We start from the raw sequence: 17804 nt of genomic DNA, 5'->3' as shown, positions 1-17804 counted from the left end.
TCCTTCATCATCCAGGAGCAATGCTTCATCATAGCCCGCTTCAACCGCTTCGAATTTTGCCATTTGGGAGTTGAGATAGTTGCCGACGGCTTTCGCTTTACCCATGTTGGATTTGTTGTTCGGACGGCTGAAAGATGAGATTTTAAGACGAATTCCGCGTTTCATCCCCTCTTCACCCAAATAAGCACCCCATTCCCATGCGGCTACGGATACTTCAACCGGCGCTTCTTTGTGGTAAACACCCATAACCCCGTAACCGAGATAGACGATCGGGCGGAGATAGACATTTTCTCCGGTAAATTCGTTCGCTTTCAAAAGCTCGATTTGTGCTTTATTGAGCTCATCCACCGTATAAGGGACGGTAATCAACGTCATCTTAGCTGATTCGATTAGACGTTTCGTATGGTCGTTTAGGCGGAAAATAGCGTACCCTTTAGGGGTTTTATACGCTTTTGTACCCTCGATTGCACCGTTTCCGTAGTGCAGCGTGTGGGAAAGGACATGTATTTTTGCCTCACTCCACGGGAGCAGTTTGCCATTCATCCAAATATATTTGGCTTCATTCATAGGGAAGATCTCCAAAAGAAAAATTGGGAGATTTTAGCGTGAAAGGGGTTTGATGTTTATTAAGTTTATAACAATTCCCGCGGTTGCGGGAAAAATTAATGTGAGGGGGTATTAATCATCCAAATAGAAAATATATCGAGGTAGTCCCAAAACGATTGGATATACTCGGGATTAATCCCTTCTGCTTCGAGTTTTGGAAGCAGTTCGGCATAAAATTCAAGCCATCGGCGGCGGCTGTGCTCATCGATGCGAAACGGCGCATGTCGTCCGACCATACGCGGTTCTCCGCGCGATTGGGCAAAGTAATCCGGCCCTCCGCAGATTTGGATGAGAAAATCGGCGGCATGCTTTTTGGCGGCGGCGAAATCTTCTTCATCGTTGACCGGGAATAAAAAAGCAATATCGCTGTTGCGGATCATTTCGTAATGGTCATCAACAAGTTTGCGAAAACGCTCCTCACCTACTTGGAAATAAAATCCCGGATGAGGTTTGGTCACGGGAGGTCTGACACCTAGAACGCCATCGGTGATCGTTAAATTCATAGTATATCCTCTGCGTATTTTTGAGACACATTCTAAGGGGTACTTAAAAAGAAAGAGCTTAAATCTTTTCTTTCCCCCTCTTTTTAGGTGATGATTTGTATAATTGAAACATAACTTAGCAGCGGAGAGAGTTTTATGGATGCACACGTATGGATGGGATCACGGCAGGTTATTGCCCAAAGCTATACACAACGTCTCAGCCCGTATGACGGACGCGTAGTTTCGCGTGCGGCTGAGTGCAGTGCGGAGGATGCTCGACAGGCATTGAAAATCGCTCAAAGTGCAGCAAAAAGTGCTAAAAAAATCCCTTTGCATCAGCGGTGTGCCTGGCTGTTGGACGTTGCGTCTAAGCTCAAAGAACAGCGCGAAGAGTTTGCTAAAGTATTATGCGATGAGGTGGCAAAACCGATCACCTATGCATTGATCGAAGTCGATCGGTGTGTCGAGACGATAACCCTCTCCGCCGAAACGATGCGTACCATGCATGGAGAAACGATCAATACCGATGCAATGGGCAGCGGGCGCAAAGCTCATGCCTTTTGGCGCCGCGAACCCGCAGGGGTTGTGGTCGCGATTACGCCGTTTAACTTTCCGCTCAATCTTGTTGCCCATAAACTTGCACCGGCACTGGTCGCGGGAAATGCAGTGGTTCTTAAACCGACTCCCGAAGCGCCCCTGTGCGCCTACAAGCTGGCAAAACTTTTTATCGAGAGCCCTTATGCGACGCCGGACGCACTGAGTGTGGTCTACGGGGATGCCGAGGTCGGAAGTGCATTGGTCGGCAGTGATATTCCCCGCGTCATCAGTTTTACGGGATCGGTAGGCGTTGGAAATATTATTACCAAAAGTGCAGGGATCAAAAAAATATCTTTGGAACTTGGCGGTAATGCGGCAACGTACATCGATACGAGTGCTGATCTGGAGTATGCGGCACAGCGCTGTACCATCGGTGCATTTGTAAACTCGGGCCAAGTGTGTATCTCATTGCAGCGTATTTACGTCGACAGTACGATTTATGACGAATTTGCTCTTAAAATGGCGGAGGCAACGTCTAAGCTTGTTGTCGGTTCACCGTATAATGAGGAAACTTTTTTAGGACCGTTGATCAATGATGAAGCCGCCGAGCGCGCCATGCATTGGATCGAAAGTGCGATAGACGAGGGGGCACACGCATTGAGCGAACCGCGGCGTGAGGGACGGATTTTTTATCCGTGTGTGATGGCGGATGTCACCGAGTCGATGAAAATCGTCTGCGAAGAGGTGTTTGCCCCGATCGTGAGTTTGGTGCGTGTCGATGGAATCGATGATGCAATTGAGAGGATGAATAATTCACCGTATGGGTTGCAGTTTTCAATCTTTACCAACAACCTTGCCCATGCGTCCAAGGCGATCGATGAACTCGATGCCGGCGGTGTGGTCATAAACGATATGCCGACGCTTCGTTTTGACATTCAGCCCTACGGCGGTGTCAAACTCAGCGGAGTAGGGCGTGAAGGCCCCCGTTTTGCCATCGAAGAGTTTACGGAAATAAAATCAGTAGTCATCTTATAAAATTTCCATGATTTAACACCAAGAGCCGCTCCGAAGGCAGTAGTGCCGAGAGGAGCGAGCATTCTTAAATCATGGTATGTTCTTTTGGTACTTTTCTTACTAAAAAGAAAAGTACATCTAAAAAATAAAGGAATTAATGATGTTAGAAGTAGGAAGCACAGCCCCCGATTTTTGTTTAAGCAACCAAGACGATGTAGAGATTTGTTCACGTGATTTACGCGGTAAATGGATCGTCCTTTATTTTTATCCGAAAGACTCGACTCCCGGATGTACCACCGAAGCATGCGAATTTACCGCAGCCATGGATGATTATGATGATTTAGGGGCGATTATTCTCGGCGTAAGCGCGGACTCTACGGCGTCGCATCGAAAATTTATCGAAAAACAAAGTCTTGATATTACCCTTCTCAGTGACCCGACAACACAGATGATGCAGGATTACGGCGTTTGGGCAATGAAGAAAAATTATGGAAAAGAGTATATGGGGATCGTCCGATCAACCTATATCATCGATCCAAAAGGGATTGTCCGTGCGGGATGGACCAATGTAAAAGTGAAAGATCATGTCGCAAAAGTCAAAGAAGAGTTGGCTGCTTTACAGGGCTAAACTATCGGTGAGTGTCCGGGTGCTCTGCTAAGCCGAGGCGTTCATCTTATTTAGAATTTCCAGTGTTTTGGTGACATCGTAAATCGCACTGTGATATTGCTCTTCATCAAATGCTATATTGTAAAAGCCGCAGGTTTCCACCAGCTTTGGATTTTTCAGCGTTCCTCTTACGTTTAAAGCTTTCACGCGATGTTTATTTTCTTTCATCGTACAAATATGGTGATCGAAGCAAATCAGGTCGCCGATATGACGAAGTTCAAACGTTATATTATGCGCTACCAGCGTCGTGGCTCCTCTGCAAAATTCAATAAACTCCGTGTCATCCGCAAAATATTCGGCATAGTCGGTATCGGCTCTTAGTCTTTCGATTCGTTCCGGGGACAACTTATGAACCGCTAACGCGTGAGGATTGACTTCATATTCCGAAAAGTAGTATCGATGAAAGGTATCGGCAATGACATATTCAGTGTTCACTTTTTTGACACGAAATGCGGCAACTTCGATCACATCATGTATATGGGTTGAGTTCGTTTCAAAATCTAGGATTATCATAACGTTATTGATCTTTGCATACTGAGTTTGGTTATTGCGGATTATAGCGTTTATTTTGGCGGATCAAATCGTAGGAGTGAGGTTTGCTATTGCGGAGAAAATCCGCAATTTTGGTCCTGAAATCAATTCAGGAAGACGAGAGTTTAGAATTTATAACGAATATAGGCACGGATGTCTTGGGCTTTGTCAACAATAGCAGCACCATATCCGGCACCGATAGCTTGATCCATGCTCATAGGAGTACCGGTTACGCTTCCAAAGAACCCGTTGCTTCCGCTGTAATCATAATTAATATAAGTGTAGCGAAGTTGGAACGTCAGAATATCATCAACCAACGGCTCTGTCAAATACATTTCATACGCATCTCCGCGAGCGGCAATTTTAGAGCCGATAAGGGTATCTTCTCCATACGTGATCGGACGCCAGTAGTTTGAACCGTGATTGAATTCGACTCCCCATCGTCCTTCTTCACTGATAAGAGAAGGAAACTGTGTTCCGATCCAGTAGCTATATCCCGTTTGGCTCTCTAGAGAACCGAGCATACCTTGTTTCCCTGCCCCTTTATAAGGATCGGTTTTTGACATTGCACCGCTGATAAAAACCATGGAATCATCCAAAAATTCACTCCACCCGTCTCCGATACCGCTAACCATTGCGAATGCAGTAGCCGTATGCAATCCTCCTACAGTCTCCATCGCACCGCCCGGAGTAGCTTGATCAATTAAATTATTGGCATAGGTATATTGAAACCCGGTGCTGTATTGTTTATCGTCGTAAGGGACGACGATAATTCCTGCCATATCAATATCATTGGTTTGAGTAGAGCCATCACCGGAATAGGGAGTAGAAGCAAATCTTGGTTCAGCCTCACTCATACCACGGCCTGCACACAGTTTGAAATAGGATCCGTCAAGTCCGGTCAGTTCTTCAATTCCGAATTTTGCACTCGCTCCGTCAAATTCGACATTGATAGCATGAGCTAACGGGGATGCCGCTTTGACATCATCACGGAAGTTTATCAGGTGCCCTTCTGTCGATGGACGACGCCCGATACTGAAGGTCCAAGGGACATCGAGACCTGCGAGTTCATCATCGGTGTAGAAGAAATAGGCTGAACGGACACGCAATGTATCATCATAAGCGGATTCGCCGCTGACCCAGTCAAACCCTTCCATCGCTGAACTTTGAGTCGTTGCGGCACGTTGGCCAAAAATTTTATTGTAAGCTAACTGACCGACAAAACTGAGGTTTTTTGTCGCGGCATAGCTCATCCCGAGCCACAACCGGTTACTAAAAACTGCATCATTTTTCTGGGTGCTTCCATCGGCCATTTTATAATGGATATTATCCACACTGGTACGGAAATCAACATCCCATTTGAGGGTATTGCCGTTGGTCTTTTTATTAATATCACTGATTTGGTCTTGGAGATCTTCCAAAGTCTTTGCGACATCCGATGAAGCGACTTCTGCAGGTTTGGCCGCAGCGGGTTTGGAAAGTTCGGTATTGAGGGTAGCCTTTTCGGCTTTGAGAGCATTGATCTCAGCTTTAAGAGCAGCCATCTCTTTTTCCATTTTTTCGAACCGCTGCATCATTGTATCATCTGCAAACGCGCTAGTTGTCAATAACGCGGCAGTGATGATTGAACCTATAATCCGTTGTTTCATCATTTCTCCTTATTTTGAATGCCCATGCATTGCTTGTGGGTCATATTAACAAAAATTATATAAAAGTAATTTGAATAGTGAAAAATCTGTGATAAAAACGTGACGGTTTGGGAAATATTAAACACAGCTAAAATTAAGTGCTGCTTCAGTATAATTCGCCCGATTTTCTCTCCTCGGATTAACGACGTAAGAAAAAAATCGCAAGCGATTCGTGCTGTTCTCGTGCATCCGATGTATCATCGGCTCTGTTTGCGCCCGCCCAAGTAAAACGAAGAACAAATAATATTAACCCAGGAGCCACTTATGGTAACTATGAAAGACCTTTTGGAATGTGGTGTACACTTTGGTCACCAAACACGTCGCTGGAACCCGAAAATGAAAAAATATATTTTCGGTGTCCGCAAAAACATTTATATCATTGACCTTCAAAAAACATTGCGTTTTTTCCGTGCGGCATATCAGCAAGTTGTTGATGCAGCGGCTGAGGGAAAAACAGTTCTTTTCGTAGGTACTAAAAAACAAGCACGTGTTGCGATCCGTGATGCGGCTGAAAAATGTGGTATGCCATACGTTGACAACCGCTGGTTGGGTGGAATGTTGACTAACTTCCCGACTATCCAAAAATCAATCCGTAAACTTGACATCATCGAAGAGATGCAAGCAAACGGTCAAATCGGCCTTTTGACTAAAAAAGAAGCGTTGATGATGAATCGCCAAAAAGAAAAATTGATTGCATACCTCGGCGGTATCCGTCATATGAAAACTTTGCCGGATTTGATGTTCGTTATCGATGCGGTAAAAGAACACATCGCAGTTCAAGAAGCGCGTAACCTCGGAATCCGTGTTGTTGCACCATTGGATACTAACTGTGATCCTGACGTTATCGACATTCCAATCCCTGGTAATGATGATGCGATCCGTTCAATCCAACTTTTCTGTAAAGAAATGGCTGAAGCGATCAATGAAGGTAAAGCACTTGCTAACGGCGGAAACGACGAAGCAGTAACAGAAGAAGAAATGGCACCTGAAGCAGCAGCGGTTGAAGCAGCTACTGAAGAAGTTGTAGCAGAGGAAGCATAATCATGGCAGAAATCACAGCAGCAATGGTAAAAGACCTCCGCACGGCGACTGATGCGCCGATGATGGATTGTAAAAAAGCCCTCACTGAGTGTGACGGTGACATGGAAAAAGCAAAAGAATTTTTACGTGACCGCGGTATGGCTCAAACGGCTAAAAAAGCGGATCGCGTAGCGGCTGAAGGACTTTTGGGTCTTAAAGTTGCAGAAACATTTGCATCGGCATCTCTGGTAGAAGTTAATTCTGAAACCGATTTCGTTGCAAAAAACGACGGTTTCATTAACCTCGTCGGCAATACAGCAGCGCACGTATTTACTACGGGTGTCAGCAGTGTTGAAGAGTTGAATGAAACATCATACGAAACAGCTACTTTCTCAGAGTATTTCACTTCTCAAGTAGCTCGTATTGGTGAAAAAATCGTTGTACGCCGTTTCGTTACCCTCAATGCAGGTGAAAACGGATGCGTTAACGGATACGTTCACTCAAACGGACGTGTAGGTGTTCTTGTCGCGGCAAAATGTTCGGATGCAAAAGTAGCCGAAGCTATGGCTCCGATGCTTAAAAACGTTGCAATGCACGCTGCGGCGATGAAACCGACGACATTGACATCTAAAGATTTCGATCCTGCGTTTGTTGAAGCGGAAACTATCGGTCGTATCGAAGCGATCAAAACTGAGAACGAAGAGTTAGCACGTTTGAAAAAACCGCTTAAAAACGTTCCTCAATATATCTCTGCTTGCCAATTGACTCCGGAAGTTATGGCTGCAGCTGAAGAGGCGATCAAAGCTGAACTCGCGGCAGAAGGCAAACCGGAAAAAATCTGGGCAAACATCATCCCTGGTAAATTGGCTCGTTTCGTAGCGGACAATACTACTTTGGACAAAGAGCTTGCACTTTTGGATCAAAACTACGTTATGGATGATTCTTTGACGGTAGCTGAAGCGATCACCAAAGAAGCAGCGAAGCACGGCGGAACTGCAGAAATCGTTGAATTCGTTAAATACGAAGTCGGTGAAGGTCTGGAGAAAAAAGTCGATAACTTCGCAGAAGAAGTTGCCGCTCAAATGGCGTAAACGCCAAACCTTATTTTCTTCTATTTTGGCTCAAACTATTAGTTTGAGCCACTTTTTCATCCTCTCAAACTTCTTATAAATTCTTTTATTACAATATTTCAAATACATTGTTCGGTTACAGTACGATACTGTTAAGTATGTGATGTTAGCTTTTTTGATTTATGTTATTATACTTTTGTTATTTAATAGATAGGAAATTCTAATATTTATGGGCAATGAGAATTTAGCACTAATGAAAATGAAGCGATTATCGCTCCTTTTTGTAGAAGATAACGAGACATTACGGACTCGGATTTCCGGGATGTTAGGGGAGTATTTCTACTTTGTAGAAAGTGCTGCTGACGGGATTGAAGGGCTTGAAAAATATCATGAGTATCTTACACGACACAAGTGTTATGATATCGTTATTTCCGATATTCGTATGCCGCGTATGAACGGAGTAGAGTTTGCCAGAGAATTGCGTTCCATTCGTGAAGATCAGCCGATTATTATTCTCTCAGCATATGCCGAAGCAGAATATTTACTTGATTTGATCAATATCGGGATCTCACAGTTTATTACAAAACCGATAGAGTACTCACAGATGTTTGAAACGCTTTATAAGGTATGTAGTAAAATAGATAATAATTCTTCCGCTGCCGTATCTTCATCAATGATTGCGATCAGTGAAGAGGTGTTCTGGGATAAGGATAAGAAGCTTTTGCTAGAAAATGGAACGGCTATCGCATTAACGAAGTATGAAATTCTTTTAATGGAACTCCTCATCGCAAAATTTGAGCAGGTATGCAGTTCGGATGAAATCCTCTATCATTTTTACAATAATTCTATTGACGTCAATGCTGATAATCTTCGTGGACAGTTTATGCGTTTGCGTAAAAAACTCCCAGATAAGGCGCTGACCAGTATCTATGGGATGGGATATCGTCTATCGTCAGTTTTGTAGATTGAATTTAGGAGATTGAATGAAAGTAAAATTATTTACCTTTGCTATACTAATTGCCGCTTCTGTCATTGCTTCCGATGAGGTGGCATTAATTAAGAGTATTCAGGGTGATGTAATACTAAAGAGGGGAAAAGAGATCGTGCCGGCACAAAAAGGGGGAGTGTTGCTAGAACATGACATTATTCAGACCGGGACAAAAGGACTAATAGGATTGTCGTTTCTTGACGGTACTCTTCTTTCAGTTGGACCTAAAAGTCTTTTAGAAATTGATGAGTATCTTTTTGCCCCTTCTCGAAAGAAATTTGCCTTTGACGTGACACTGCACAAAGGAACTGCCGCGTTTGAATCGGGGAGAATCGGCAAATTGGCTCCAGAAAAGGTCCATTTTAAAATCTCGCAGGGCATTGTCGGGATTCGTGGTACTAAATTTGTGGTAGAGGCTGAGTAGATGGAAGCGTTTGTTATTTGGAGTGTCCTTATTTTGACCTTGCCGTTTATCACGAGTGGGCCTAAAACGACGATCATTTTGCTCGAAAACGACGGAGCGCATAATGCCATCGATGTCAGTACTCATGCCGGAACGGTGAGTATCGATCAGCCCTACTACTATACGACCCTCAGTGTGCCGGAGAAAAAACCCTCTACGGTTGAAAAGGGGGATCCCTCCAAGATAAATGAAAGATACGGTGCGTTGGTAGAGGCGCTGGGGAGTAAAGCGGCTTCTATCCTCTTTTATTTTGAACCGGGGACGGCACAACTAACGCAAGCCTCCAAAGATCAGGTAGGTGAAGTGATCCGGATAATTCGATCCAAAGAACCTGCCGCGGTTGATATTATCGGGCATACGGATCGTGCGGGAGATGCGGATAAAAACTATATCCTTGCATTGGATCGGGCAAAAGAGGTAGAAAAATTTCTACTCGATCAAAATGTAACATTGGAACACTGTTCGGTCACTTCACACGGTGAAGATGATCCGATTATTCAAACCCCTGACGGTGTCGAAGAACCTCAAAATCGTCGTGTCGAAGTGATTGTCCGCTGAGTATGAGAGCCGCATCGTTAACGACGGGAGCGTTGATCGCTACGGTTCTGTATTATATGCTTTGGTGGAAAACCCCACTGCTTACTTATATTGATTACAAACTGTACGATCAACTCAATCGCGTATTTCCACCCCAACATACACCCGATGCTACTATTGTGGTTGAGATTGACGACAAAAGTTTAAAAGCGTTCGGACAATGGCCGTGGCCTCGGATGATAACCGCAAAACTGATCGATACCGTATCCCGTGCCAACCCTTCTTCCGTTGTACTGGACATGATTTTCGCCGAAAAAGATAGATCCTCACCCGATACCATTGAAGCGTATTACCGAGATGTATTGGACCTCAATATAAGTTTTGCGGGTATCCCCAAAGAGTTGAGGGATAACGATCTGATTTTAGCCGATACGATCGGGAACACCAAAACCATATTGCCGGTGTTCGCCGATGGCAGCAGCGAGCGGGGCGGGTGCCGTGTCCCCGATTTGGTGAATGCGTATTCCACGTTTGAGTGGGATCAGTTGTATGCGATGGACACGTTGGTGTGCAGTATACCGATGTATCAGCACCGTGCTAGCGGAATCGGACACATTCATGCTCTTGCCGACAGTGATGGAACATTTCGTCGCGTTTCGATGCTGGTTCGTCATCGAAACATATTGATCCCTACACTTGGACTCGCAGCTGTCGCTTCGGTATCGCCGACTACACAGACGTTCCCCGTTTCTGCGTTTAGGGGGGATATGGGATTGGAAGTAGCCACTGAACGCGCGGCGATGGATAGGGAAGGTAACGCACTTCTGACGTTTTACCCGCATGAGAGCTATTCACGCGTTTCTGCCTACGATCTCCTTAGCGGTGAGTATGACCCCTCTCGTTTGCGGGGCAAATTCGTCCTGATCGGAGGAACGGCATTAGGGCTAGACACGTGGCATACGATCAGTGATGGGACAATGATCGCAGGGGTCTATGTCCATGCAACCGTGATAGAGAATCTTCTCAACGGCGATGTGAAAGTGCAGCCCTCTCTTTATTCTAAACTCAATATCATCCTCTCATGTGTGATCGCTTTGGGATTGCTCCTTCTCATGCGGCGTAAGCGCTATTTGAGTGTCTTGGCGGTTGTTTTTATCGCAATGGCTATCGCATCGGGGATAACCTATCGGTTATGGGGTGAGGGGATTTACCCCTCCATGGGTTATTTGATCGTTCCGTTACTCCTTTATCTCTTCGTTCTGGCGTTGCTGATGTTTTTTATCGATTATCGGAACAAAAAGCGATTTATCGAAGAGATAGGGCGCAATGAAGAGGAGATCGCCTATCAAAAAGCGATGTTGTTTCAACAATCCAAACTGGCGGCTATGGGAGAGATGATTGATAATATCGCCCATCAATGGCGTCAGCCCCTTAATCTGCTCGGAGTGATTATTCAAGATAGCGAATATGCGTATGGTGCAGGCAAAGTGGACCGTGAGTATCTTCGAAAAATGAGCTCCGAATCGATGGAACAGATCCTTTTTATGTCGCAGACGATCGAAGATTTTCGCAATTTTGTCAAACCCGATCAGATCAATACTCCGTTTGATCTCAACGAATCGGTTGAACAATCACTGCGTCTGTTGTCGGCTATGTTTGAATCGCATTCGATTGAGATAGATGTCCATTATAGTGAAGAGCCTTTGATCCTTTGGGGTTCAGATAGCGAGTTAAAGCAGGTGATGATCAATCTGCTTCAAAATGCCCGTGATGCATTGATCCAAAACTCTATTTCAGCTCCTATCATCACCATTCGCGTTTTTGGAGATCATACGTATGGGGCGGTAAGTGTACAAGATAATGGCGGAGGAATTGCTCTGGAGGTTATGGAACGGATTTTCGAACCGTATTTCACGACAAAAGAGGAGGGGCAAGGGAGCGGCATCGGTCTTTATATGTCGTATACGATTGTGCGAACCAAAATGGGTGGGAGGATTACCGCGGCCAACATTGATAATGGGGCAATATTTACACTAAGGATTCCTCTGCATAGTGATCCTTGATCGTAATAGAGATTTTTTAAACCTTTTCCCCTATAATTCTCCTATGACACTTTTAAAAGCAACCTCTTTATCCCATACGTTTGATTATCCGTTATTTGAGGATATTTCACTCACTCTCGAAGCGGGAGAATCAATCGCTATTGTCGGGGTGAGCGGGAGCGGAAAATCGACATTGATGCATATTCTCTCGTCACTTCTGCGTCCTTTAAAAGGGAAAGTTGAACTCTTCGGCCATGATATCTATCAGCTGGATGATAAAGCGCTTGTAAAGCTGCGCCGAAATGATCTGGGTATGATTTATCAAAGCCATTATCTTTTTAAAGGGTTCAGCGCATATGAAAACCTCGAAGTCGCGGCACTGCTGTCGGGAGAAACAGTCGATCCGGATTTGTTAAAACGATTGGGCATCGATCATGTGATGGGACAAAAAGTAACCGAACTCTCCGGAGGCCAGCAGCAGCGCGTTTCCATCGCACGGGTAATGTCCAAAAAACCGCGTCTGATCTTTGCCGATGAACCGACGGGAAATCTTGATCATGCCACAGCGCTCGAGGTGATGGAGATTTTCGAAGACTATTTGAAGGAAAACCGTGCCGCAATGGTGTTGGTAACGCACGATGAGTCGTTGGCTGAGCGCTGCAATCATATCTATCGTATGCAAAACGGTATATTGAAGCAGGCATAAAAGAATGGATTGGGCAGAAATCTTCAGTGAAGGGCGGACCATCGCTTTTATTTTGCTTTTTGTCCGTTTTACCGCACTTTTTATGGCCGTTCCTATCTTCTCCCATGCGAATATCCCGATGTCGATCAAAGCGGCAATGGCTTTTTTCTTTACGGTCTTTTTTTTCGGTGCGGTTCCTCCGCTGAATATTCCTACTGACAGCCTCAGCCTTACGGTTGCCGTTTTAGGTGAGATGCTTTTCGGGTTGGCTGTGGGGATCGTCTTGCAGATGGCCTACCATGTCATTACCTTTGCCGGAGGGCAAATATCGTTTATGATGGGATTCTCGTTGGCTTCGGCGATTGATCCGCAATCGGGTGTTTCAATGCCGATTATCAATCAGTTCTTATCCCTGATGGCGTTAATGATATTATTGGTTTTTGACCTGCACCATTGGATACTTTTATACGCATCAGCTTCCATCGCAGCGGTCCCTTTAGGGGGATTTTTGATGACACCTTCTCTTTTTGCCTACATTATTCATGCTGCCGCTAACATGTTCGTGGTCGGTTTTATGATTGCATTTCCGATTACCGCACTGTCGATGCTTGCAGATATTATTTTTGGCATGTTGATGAAAACCATGCCGCAATTTAACCTACTGGTCATCGGGATGCCGATTAAGATTGCTGTTTCGTTTGTTGTTTTGATGGCCACATTGGGGGCAACCCTGATGATCGTTACGGCCCAAACCCAAAATGCGTACAATTTTCTGGAAAAATTATTCTAAGTAGGGTTTAGAGGAGCTTAGAACAGACTCAAGAGAATGACGGACTGCCTCAATTGCCCCAGGATTGTCATTGCACCGGATGTAAGAGCGTTTCAAAGCAAAATCTTCTTGATTGATTTTCCCATTGAGGGTACAGACGAAGTGCTCATCGATAATAATGGCACTGGAGTCCAAGGAGGCTGCAGACGTATACAGATCAACTCCCGCATATTGAACCATGGAGAGCGGGGCTCCTTTGAGATCTTGTACAATCAGCGTTATGCGAGAACCGTGTTTTGCGGCATTTAAAATCCCTTTCTGCAATTCAGGATGGTTCAATGAGGGAGTAACGATTAGAATACGGGAAGCGCTTTTGAATGTTGTATTAAGCCGATAAATAAAATCGTGGTGTTGATTCGGGGTATGAAAGGGGATTTCTCCTCCATAAAGGGCAATAAAGCTAAAAAGAAGACCAAGAAGTTTTATCATTTTATTTTTTTTTAGTTACAATGATACCATTTAGCTTTTGATAGAACAAGGGCATACAAAGAGGGGTCGTATCGATCATGAAAATTTTGCTTTTTAACGATAACCCGGTTGTCCGAAAACTGGTATCTCTCAGTGCACAAAAAACGAAAGATGACTTAAGTATCATCTCCTCGGTTAATGAAATAGAAGAAAGCAGATACGATTTATTGGTTATCGATGATGCTCTTTACAGCGATGAGGTATTTGAGACTCTAAAAGAATTAGCCGTATTTAGAGGTACTTTATTGATGGCAACACGCGGGAAAGCGGTCCCCGCAGGATTTGAAAATGTGATCAATAAACCGTTTCTCCCTACTGACCTGGTGGATATGTTGATTCACATTGAGAGAAAACTGGCTGCTTCGCCTGAAACTGTGCAAAGTGTAACAGCGCAAGAAAGACCGGCTCAAGATGAACTTGCCGATGGTAAGAGTCTTGAAGAGACATTGCCGGGATTGGAAGAAGAGAATAGCGATATGGATGCTTTTGATCTGAGCGGAGATCTGAACATCTATGGCGAAGATAGATTTGAAGATTTTGAGGAAGTACTCATTCCTACCGCCATTTTGGACAAAGAAGAGGTTCAAGAGGTTCAAAATCTTTTGGATGATACGGAAAGTGACGGTGAAAACTCAGAAGATGAAATTATCATCAAAGGGTTTAATGACCTTGAGGGAATGGATGAACTGAGTGAGCTAGATGAATTTGAGGAACATGATCTTCCGAACGAAGCAATTAGCGAGAACACAGCAGTAGATGATCTGCTATTGGAGACGAATGGATTTGACTTTAGCGATGATGATCTGAATCTGTTGGCGGATGATACGGATGAAGAGATGAAAGAAAATTTTTCAAATGAGCTCTTGCTCGATGAAGAAGCATTCGGTGAAATCGAAACATTAGCGGAGTCTAAAGCCGAAGAAGGTTTTGGAGCTTCGGATGAGGATTTGGAGCTGTTATCAGAAGAGGGTGAATTCGATGAAGAAGCATTCGGGGACATCGAAGCACTTCCGGAGTCTAAAGATGAAGAAGATTTTGGGACGATAGATGAAGAATTATCATTCTCATCCGAAGAGGATGAACTCGACGAAGAAGCTACTCTGCCGAGTATGGAAAAGAATTCCCTTTTAGAAGACAATGAACTGGATGATTTAGAGTCCCAAATCCAGGATGCTGTTAGCGGACTGGAAGCTGAAACGCTTGATGAAGAGTTAGAATTCGATACGTTAGGACTTGATTTCGATGAGAGTTTAATGGAAGAGCTGAATATGGATGAAGGCTCCGGAGTAGAGGCGGGGGAAGGATTTGATGAGCTGGACATGCTTGACGAACGTCAGCTAAAATTGGCAATCGGCGAAGAAGTTGAGGATGAAGAGATTGATCTTCATGTCGGCGAAGGGGATACTTCACTGAGTGCAGAGGCTCTGGATGAGGTAATGGAAGAATCGGCTTCATATGAAGCATTAGAAGAAGAATTAGGTGACTTAGATGAGATTGAAGCTTCTACTCATGCGGAAGGGGTTGAAGCGCTTCAAGCACTCTTGAAAGCACTTTCGAATGAAGATGTAGCGAAATCACTTAAAGGGTTGAACATCAGTATTAATATTAATTTTGGGAATGGCGCATGAATCTTCGCAGTGGAGCGATACTTGTTTTGTCCGGGCCAAGCGGTGCAGGAAAAAGTTCTTTAATCTCAAAAATTACAGACCAGATAGGTCCCACCTATTTTTCGATTTCAACGACCACACGCCCGATGCGCGAGGGAGAAGTGGATGGCGTTCATTACCATTTTGTTTCTATTGAAGAATTCAAACGAGAGATCGATCAAGAGATGTTTTTAGAGTATGCGGTCGTTCATGGAAATTACTACGGTACCTCGCTCAGTCCGGTTAAGCAGGCACTTAAAGAGGGCAAGCTGGTGATTTTTGATATTGATGTGCAGGGACACGATGCGGTCAAAAATCGCCTTAGCGATATTACGACATCCGTTTTTATTACGACTCCGACGCTCGAAGAGCTGAAGCACCGTTTGCACAACCGTTCTACTGACAGCGATGAGGTAATCGCAGGACGGATCGATATGGCAAAACGGGAAGTTCAGCGGATTAGCGAGTACGATTTTTTAGTGGTGAACGACAAGTTAGAAGCGGCAGCCGATATTTTAGTCTTGATCGCCAAAGCGGCACGGATGAAAATACCGACGTTACAAATCAACGAATTTGTCCAATCCTGGGAAGCCTCCTGATCAAACGCGTTGCTGAATAAGTGGAAATACGTTATACTATCCTACCAAATTTTCTATCAAAGGAACTCTTAGTATGAGTATGCCAAGCGGAACTGAATTATTATTAATCTTCGGAATTGTTATTTTGTTGTTCGGTGCGAAAAAAATTCCTGATCTTGCAAAAGGGATCGGTCAAGGTATCCGAAATTTCAAAAAAGAGATGAAAGACGAAGATGCTGCACCAACTGCATCGACAACGACTGAGGCTCCTAAAAGCGTTGAATCTTCTACAGCAACTAAAGTAGAAGAGACAAAAACTACGACTCAAGCTTAATCCTTGAAACAGCGAGTTAGTGCGCTGTTGCGCGATAAATTCAATTGTGATGTTATCCTCGAAAAACCGAAAGATCGTTCTTTCGGCCACTTTTCTACCCCCATCGCTTTTTCCCTGGCTAAAGAACTCCGAAAATCGCCGATGGCGATAGCTGAAGAGATTGCAACATCTTTTAATGAATCCGAAGTATTCGGTGCCGTTGAATCGGTCAAAGGGTATATCAATTTTCGTCTTTCTGAAGCCTTTTTGGATGAGTATGCATCTTGGGCATTGCACAATGGGGAAAAGTTCGGGAGTGATGAGAAACATGGCTCCATTTTACTTGAATTCGTGAGTGCGAATCCAACGGGACCATTGCATATCGGTCATGCACGCGGTGCCGTATACGGTGATACGATGCTAAGACTCGGGCGCCATTTGGGTTATGATATGACGGCGGAGTATTATGTCAACGATGCAGGGAATCAAATCGATTTACTCGGTGTATCCCTTCAGCTTGAAGGGCGCAGTACTCTGTTGGGTGAAACGGTAGAATGGCCTGAAAAATATTATCGCGGCGAATACCTTAGTGACCTTGCCAAAGAAGCGGTCGAGCTGTTCGGTGCGGATTCCCTTCGTGACGAAAGTCGTCAAAAAGAGCTCGCACTGTGGGCTAAAGATAAAATCTTAGCCTTAATCGTTGACGATTTGAAAGCCATCAATGTTCATTTTGATACTTTTGTCGGGGAAGCCTCATTGTATGGTGAGTGGGATCGCGTCATGGCAAAAATGGGAGAGGGCGTTTACCAAAATGAGGGTAAAACGTTTATCCGTTCTTCGGAGTTCGGAGATGATCATGACCGTGTTGTGGTTCGTGAAGACGGCCGGCCGACCTATCTCGCCGGGGATATCATCTATCACAACCAAAAGTTTGAACGGGGATACGATGATTACATCAACATTTGGGGTGCTGATCATCACGGCTATATTGCCCGTGTAAAAGCGGCTATCAGCTTTTTGGGCTACGATTCGGGTAAACTCGAAGTCCTTCTCTCTCAGATGGTCAGTTTGCTCAAAGACGGGGAACCGTTTAAGATGTCCAAACGTGCGGGAACCGTTATCCTGATGAGTGATGTCGTTGAAGAAATCGGTGCGGAAGCATTGCGTTTTATGTTCGCATCCAAAAAATGTGACACGGCACTTGAGTTTGATATCGAAGAGCTTAAACGTCAAGACAGCTCAAACCCGATCTATTACATCCAATACGCGCATGCCCGTATCCAAACCTTGATTGCCAAAAGTGAAAAGAGTTTGGATGAAATCATGGGGTCACATTTGCATGGTTTAAGTGCGGATGCGGATGGATTGTTATTTGAAGCATTGCTATTGCCTGAAATCATTGAAGATGCATTCGAATCGCGCCAAGCGCAAAAACTTCCTGATTATTTAAAAGTATTGGCAGGACGTTTGCATAAGTTTTATTACGATACCCGAATCATCGGAACCGAAGATGAAGCGAAATTGCTCAAACTTCTTCTTGTTGTCGCACTTTCGATTAAAACAGGACTCTCACTTCTCGGAATTCAAGCTAAAGATCGAATGTAATTTAGAATGCCGAAGGGATAAAATCCTTTCCGCAA

Annotated in this window: 19 protein-coding genes; 14 read left to right on the top strand and 5 right to left on the bottom strand. The window is 44.5% G+C overall.

Annotation, left to right across the window (positions count from 1 at the left end):
• Positions 1-567: aminotransferase class IV (locus WAO38_RS11875; protein WP_422237358.1), on the bottom strand; the 567-nt coding region annotated here is incomplete at its 3' end.
• A 95-nt stretch (positions 568-662) separates the two neighbouring features.
• Positions 663-1109 (bottom strand): globin, encoded by a 447-nt coding sequence (locus WAO38_RS11870; protein WP_422237357.1) that lies wholly within the window; start codon positions 1107-1109, stop codon positions 663-665.
• A 135-nt stretch (positions 1110-1244) separates the two neighbouring features.
• Here WAO38_RS11870 and WAO38_RS11865 point away from each other — a divergent pair, with 135 nt between their 5' ends.
• A complete protein-coding gene (locus tag WAO38_RS11865) occupies positions 1245-2660 on the top strand; it encodes an aldehyde dehydrogenase family protein (protein ID WP_422237355.1) in 1416 nt (471 codons plus the stop codon).
• Between the two features lie 139 nt (positions 2661-2799).
• Entirely contained in the window at positions 2800-3267 is a 468-nt protein-coding gene (locus tag WAO38_RS11860; RefSeq protein WP_422237362.1) for a peroxiredoxin, read from the top strand.
• A 27-nt stretch (positions 3268-3294) separates the two neighbouring features.
• Here the strand turns inward: WAO38_RS11860 and WAO38_RS11855 are convergent, their stop codons facing one another.
• Both WAO38_RS11855 and WAO38_RS11850 read right to left on the bottom strand, forming a co-directional pair.
• Entirely contained in the window at positions 3295-3819 is a 525-nt protein-coding gene (locus WAO38_RS11855; RefSeq protein ID WP_422237353.1) for a 3'-5' exonuclease, read from the bottom strand.
• Positions 3820-3962: 143 nt separating this feature from the next.
• Entirely contained in the window at positions 3963-5486 is a 1524-nt protein-coding gene (locus WAO38_RS11850; RefSeq protein WP_422237351.1) for a DUF3373 family protein, read from the bottom strand.
• A 303-nt stretch (positions 5487-5789) separates the two neighbouring features.
• On the opposite strand from WAO38_RS11850, the gene rpsB reads away from it, so the two are divergent.
• The 8 genes from rpsB (at position 5790) to fliR (ending at position 13120) form a co-directional block, all read left to right on the top strand.
• Positions 5790-6566 carry a 30S ribosomal protein S2 gene (gene rpsB, locus WAO38_RS11845; protein WP_422237349.1) on the top strand — a complete coding sequence of 259 codons (777 nt, stop codon included), beginning with the start codon at positions 5790-5792 and terminating at the stop codon, positions 6564-6566.
• A gap of 2 nt (positions 6567-6568) precedes the next feature.
• Entirely contained in the window at positions 6569-7636 is a 1068-nt protein-coding gene (tsf, locus tag WAO38_RS11840) for a translation elongation factor Ts (protein WP_422237347.1), read from the top strand.
• A 238-nt stretch (positions 7637-7874) separates the two neighbouring features.
• Entirely contained in the window at positions 7875-8579 is a 705-nt protein-coding gene (locus WAO38_RS11835) for a response regulator transcription factor (protein WP_422237345.1), read from the top strand.
• Between the two features lie 19 nt (positions 8580-8598).
• Positions 8599-9027: a FecR family protein gene (locus tag WAO38_RS11830; protein ID WP_422237344.1), complete on the top strand. Its 429-nt coding sequence runs from the start codon at positions 8599-8601 to the stop codon at positions 9025-9027.
• Positions 9028-9624, top strand: a complete 597-nt coding sequence (locus WAO38_RS11825; protein WP_422237343.1) for an OmpA family protein — start codon at positions 9028-9030, stop codon at positions 9622-9624.
• Between the two features lie 2 nt (positions 9625-9626).
• Positions 9627-11666 carry a CHASE2 domain-containing protein gene (locus WAO38_RS11820; protein WP_422237341.1) on the top strand — a complete coding sequence of 680 codons (2040 nt, stop codon included), beginning with the start codon at positions 9627-9629 and terminating at the stop codon, positions 11664-11666.
• A gap of 43 nt (positions 11667-11709) precedes the next feature.
• Positions 11710-12351, top strand: coding sequence for an ABC transporter ATP-binding protein (locus WAO38_RS11815; RefSeq protein WP_422237340.1), 642 nt, complete (start codon positions 11710-11712; stop codon positions 12349-12351).
• A gap of 4 nt (positions 12352-12355) precedes the next feature.
• Positions 12356-13120 (top strand): flagellar biosynthetic protein FliR, encoded by a 765-nt coding sequence (fliR, locus tag WAO38_RS11810; RefSeq protein WP_422237338.1) that lies wholly within the window; start codon positions 12356-12358, stop codon positions 13118-13120.
• Here the strand turns inward: fliR and WAO38_RS11805 are convergent.
• Positions 13112-13588, bottom strand: coding sequence for a hypothetical protein (locus tag WAO38_RS11805; RefSeq protein WP_422237337.1), 477 nt, complete (start codon positions 13586-13588; stop codon positions 13112-13114). The genes fliR and WAO38_RS11805 overlap by 9 nt on opposite strands.
• A gap of 77 nt (positions 13589-13665) precedes the next feature.
• Here WAO38_RS11805 and WAO38_RS11800 point away from each other — a divergent pair, with 77 nt between their 5' ends.
• The 4 genes from WAO38_RS11800 to argS all read left to right on the top strand — a co-directional run bounded on the left by WAO38_RS11800 (position 13666) and on the right by argS (position 17769).
• The gene (locus WAO38_RS11800) at positions 13666-15255 is read left to right on the top strand and encodes a hypothetical protein (protein WP_422237335.1); all 1590 of its coding nucleotides are present in this window, start codon (positions 13666-13668) and stop codon (positions 15253-15255) included.
• Complete coding sequence (gene gmk / locus WAO38_RS11795; RefSeq protein ID WP_422237333.1) at positions 15252-15872, top strand: guanylate kinase; 621 nt, start codon at positions 15252-15254, stop codon at positions 15870-15872. The genes WAO38_RS11800 and gmk overlap by 4 nt, the downstream gene beginning before the upstream one ends.
• Before the next feature lie 73 nt (positions 15873-15945).
• Entirely contained in the window at positions 15946-16185 is a 240-nt protein-coding gene (locus WAO38_RS11790; protein WP_422237332.1) for a Sec-independent protein translocase subunit TatA/TatB, read from the top strand.
• Between the two features lie 3 nt (positions 16186-16188).
• A complete protein-coding gene (gene argS, locus WAO38_RS11785; RefSeq protein WP_422237330.1) occupies positions 16189-17769 on the top strand; it encodes an arginine--tRNA ligase in 1581 nt (526 codons plus the stop codon).
• Positions 17770-17804: the final 35 nt, after the last annotated feature.

The organism is Sulfuricurvum sp., assembly GCF_049277495.1.
Lineage (GTDB): Bacteria > Campylobacterota > Campylobacteria > Campylobacterales > Sulfurimonadaceae > Sulfuricurvum.
This window is presented reverse-complemented; position numbering and strand designations above follow the sequence as displayed.

Coding starts and splice junctions, on each gene's coding strand:
- WAO38_RS11870 (WP_422237357.1), bottom strand. CDS start 1,109: ATGAATTTAACGATCACCGATGGCGTTCTAGGTGTCAGACCTCCCGTG.
- WAO38_RS11865 (WP_422237355.1), top strand. CDS start 1,245: ATGGATGCACACGTATGGATGGGATCACGGCAGGTTATTGCCCAAAGC.
- WAO38_RS11860 (WP_422237362.1), top strand. CDS start 2,800: ATGTTAGAAGTAGGAAGCACAGCCCCCGATTTTTGTTTAAGCAACCAA.
- WAO38_RS11855 (WP_422237353.1), bottom strand. CDS start 3,819: ATGATAATCCTAGATTTTGAAACGAACTCAACCCATATACATGATGTG.
- WAO38_RS11850 (WP_422237351.1), bottom strand. CDS start 5,486: ATGAAACAACGGATTATAGGTTCAATCATCACTGCCGCGTTATTGACA.
- rpsB (WP_422237349.1), top strand. CDS start 5,790: ATGGTAACTATGAAAGACCTTTTGGAATGTGGTGTACACTTTGGTCAC.
- tsf (WP_422237347.1), top strand. CDS start 6,569: ATGGCAGAAATCACAGCAGCAATGGTAAAAGACCTCCGCACGGCGACT.
- WAO38_RS11835 (WP_422237345.1), top strand. CDS start 7,875: ATGAAGCGATTATCGCTCCTTTTTGTAGAAGATAACGAGACATTACGG.
- WAO38_RS11830 (WP_422237344.1), top strand. CDS start 8,599: ATGAAAGTAAAATTATTTACCTTTGCTATACTAATTGCCGCTTCTGTC.
- WAO38_RS11825 (WP_422237343.1), top strand. CDS start 9,028: ATGGAAGCGTTTGTTATTTGGAGTGTCCTTATTTTGACCTTGCCGTTT.
- WAO38_RS11820 (WP_422237341.1), top strand. CDS start 9,627: ATGAGAGCCGCATCGTTAACGACGGGAGCGTTGATCGCTACGGTTCTG.
- WAO38_RS11815 (WP_422237340.1), top strand. CDS start 11,710: ATGACACTTTTAAAAGCAACCTCTTTATCCCATACGTTTGATTATCCG.
- fliR (WP_422237338.1), top strand. CDS start 12,356: ATGGATTGGGCAGAAATCTTCAGTGAAGGGCGGACCATCGCTTTTATT.
- WAO38_RS11805 (WP_422237337.1), bottom strand. CDS start 13,588: ATGATAAAACTTCTTGGTCTTCTTTTTAGCTTTATTGCCCTTTATGGA.
- WAO38_RS11800 (WP_422237335.1), top strand. CDS start 13,666: ATGAAAATTTTGCTTTTTAACGATAACCCGGTTGTCCGAAAACTGGTA.
- gmk (WP_422237333.1), top strand. CDS start 15,252: ATGAATCTTCGCAGTGGAGCGATACTTGTTTTGTCCGGGCCAAGCGGT.
- WAO38_RS11790 (WP_422237332.1), top strand. CDS start 15,946: ATGAGTATGCCAAGCGGAACTGAATTATTATTAATCTTCGGAATTGTT.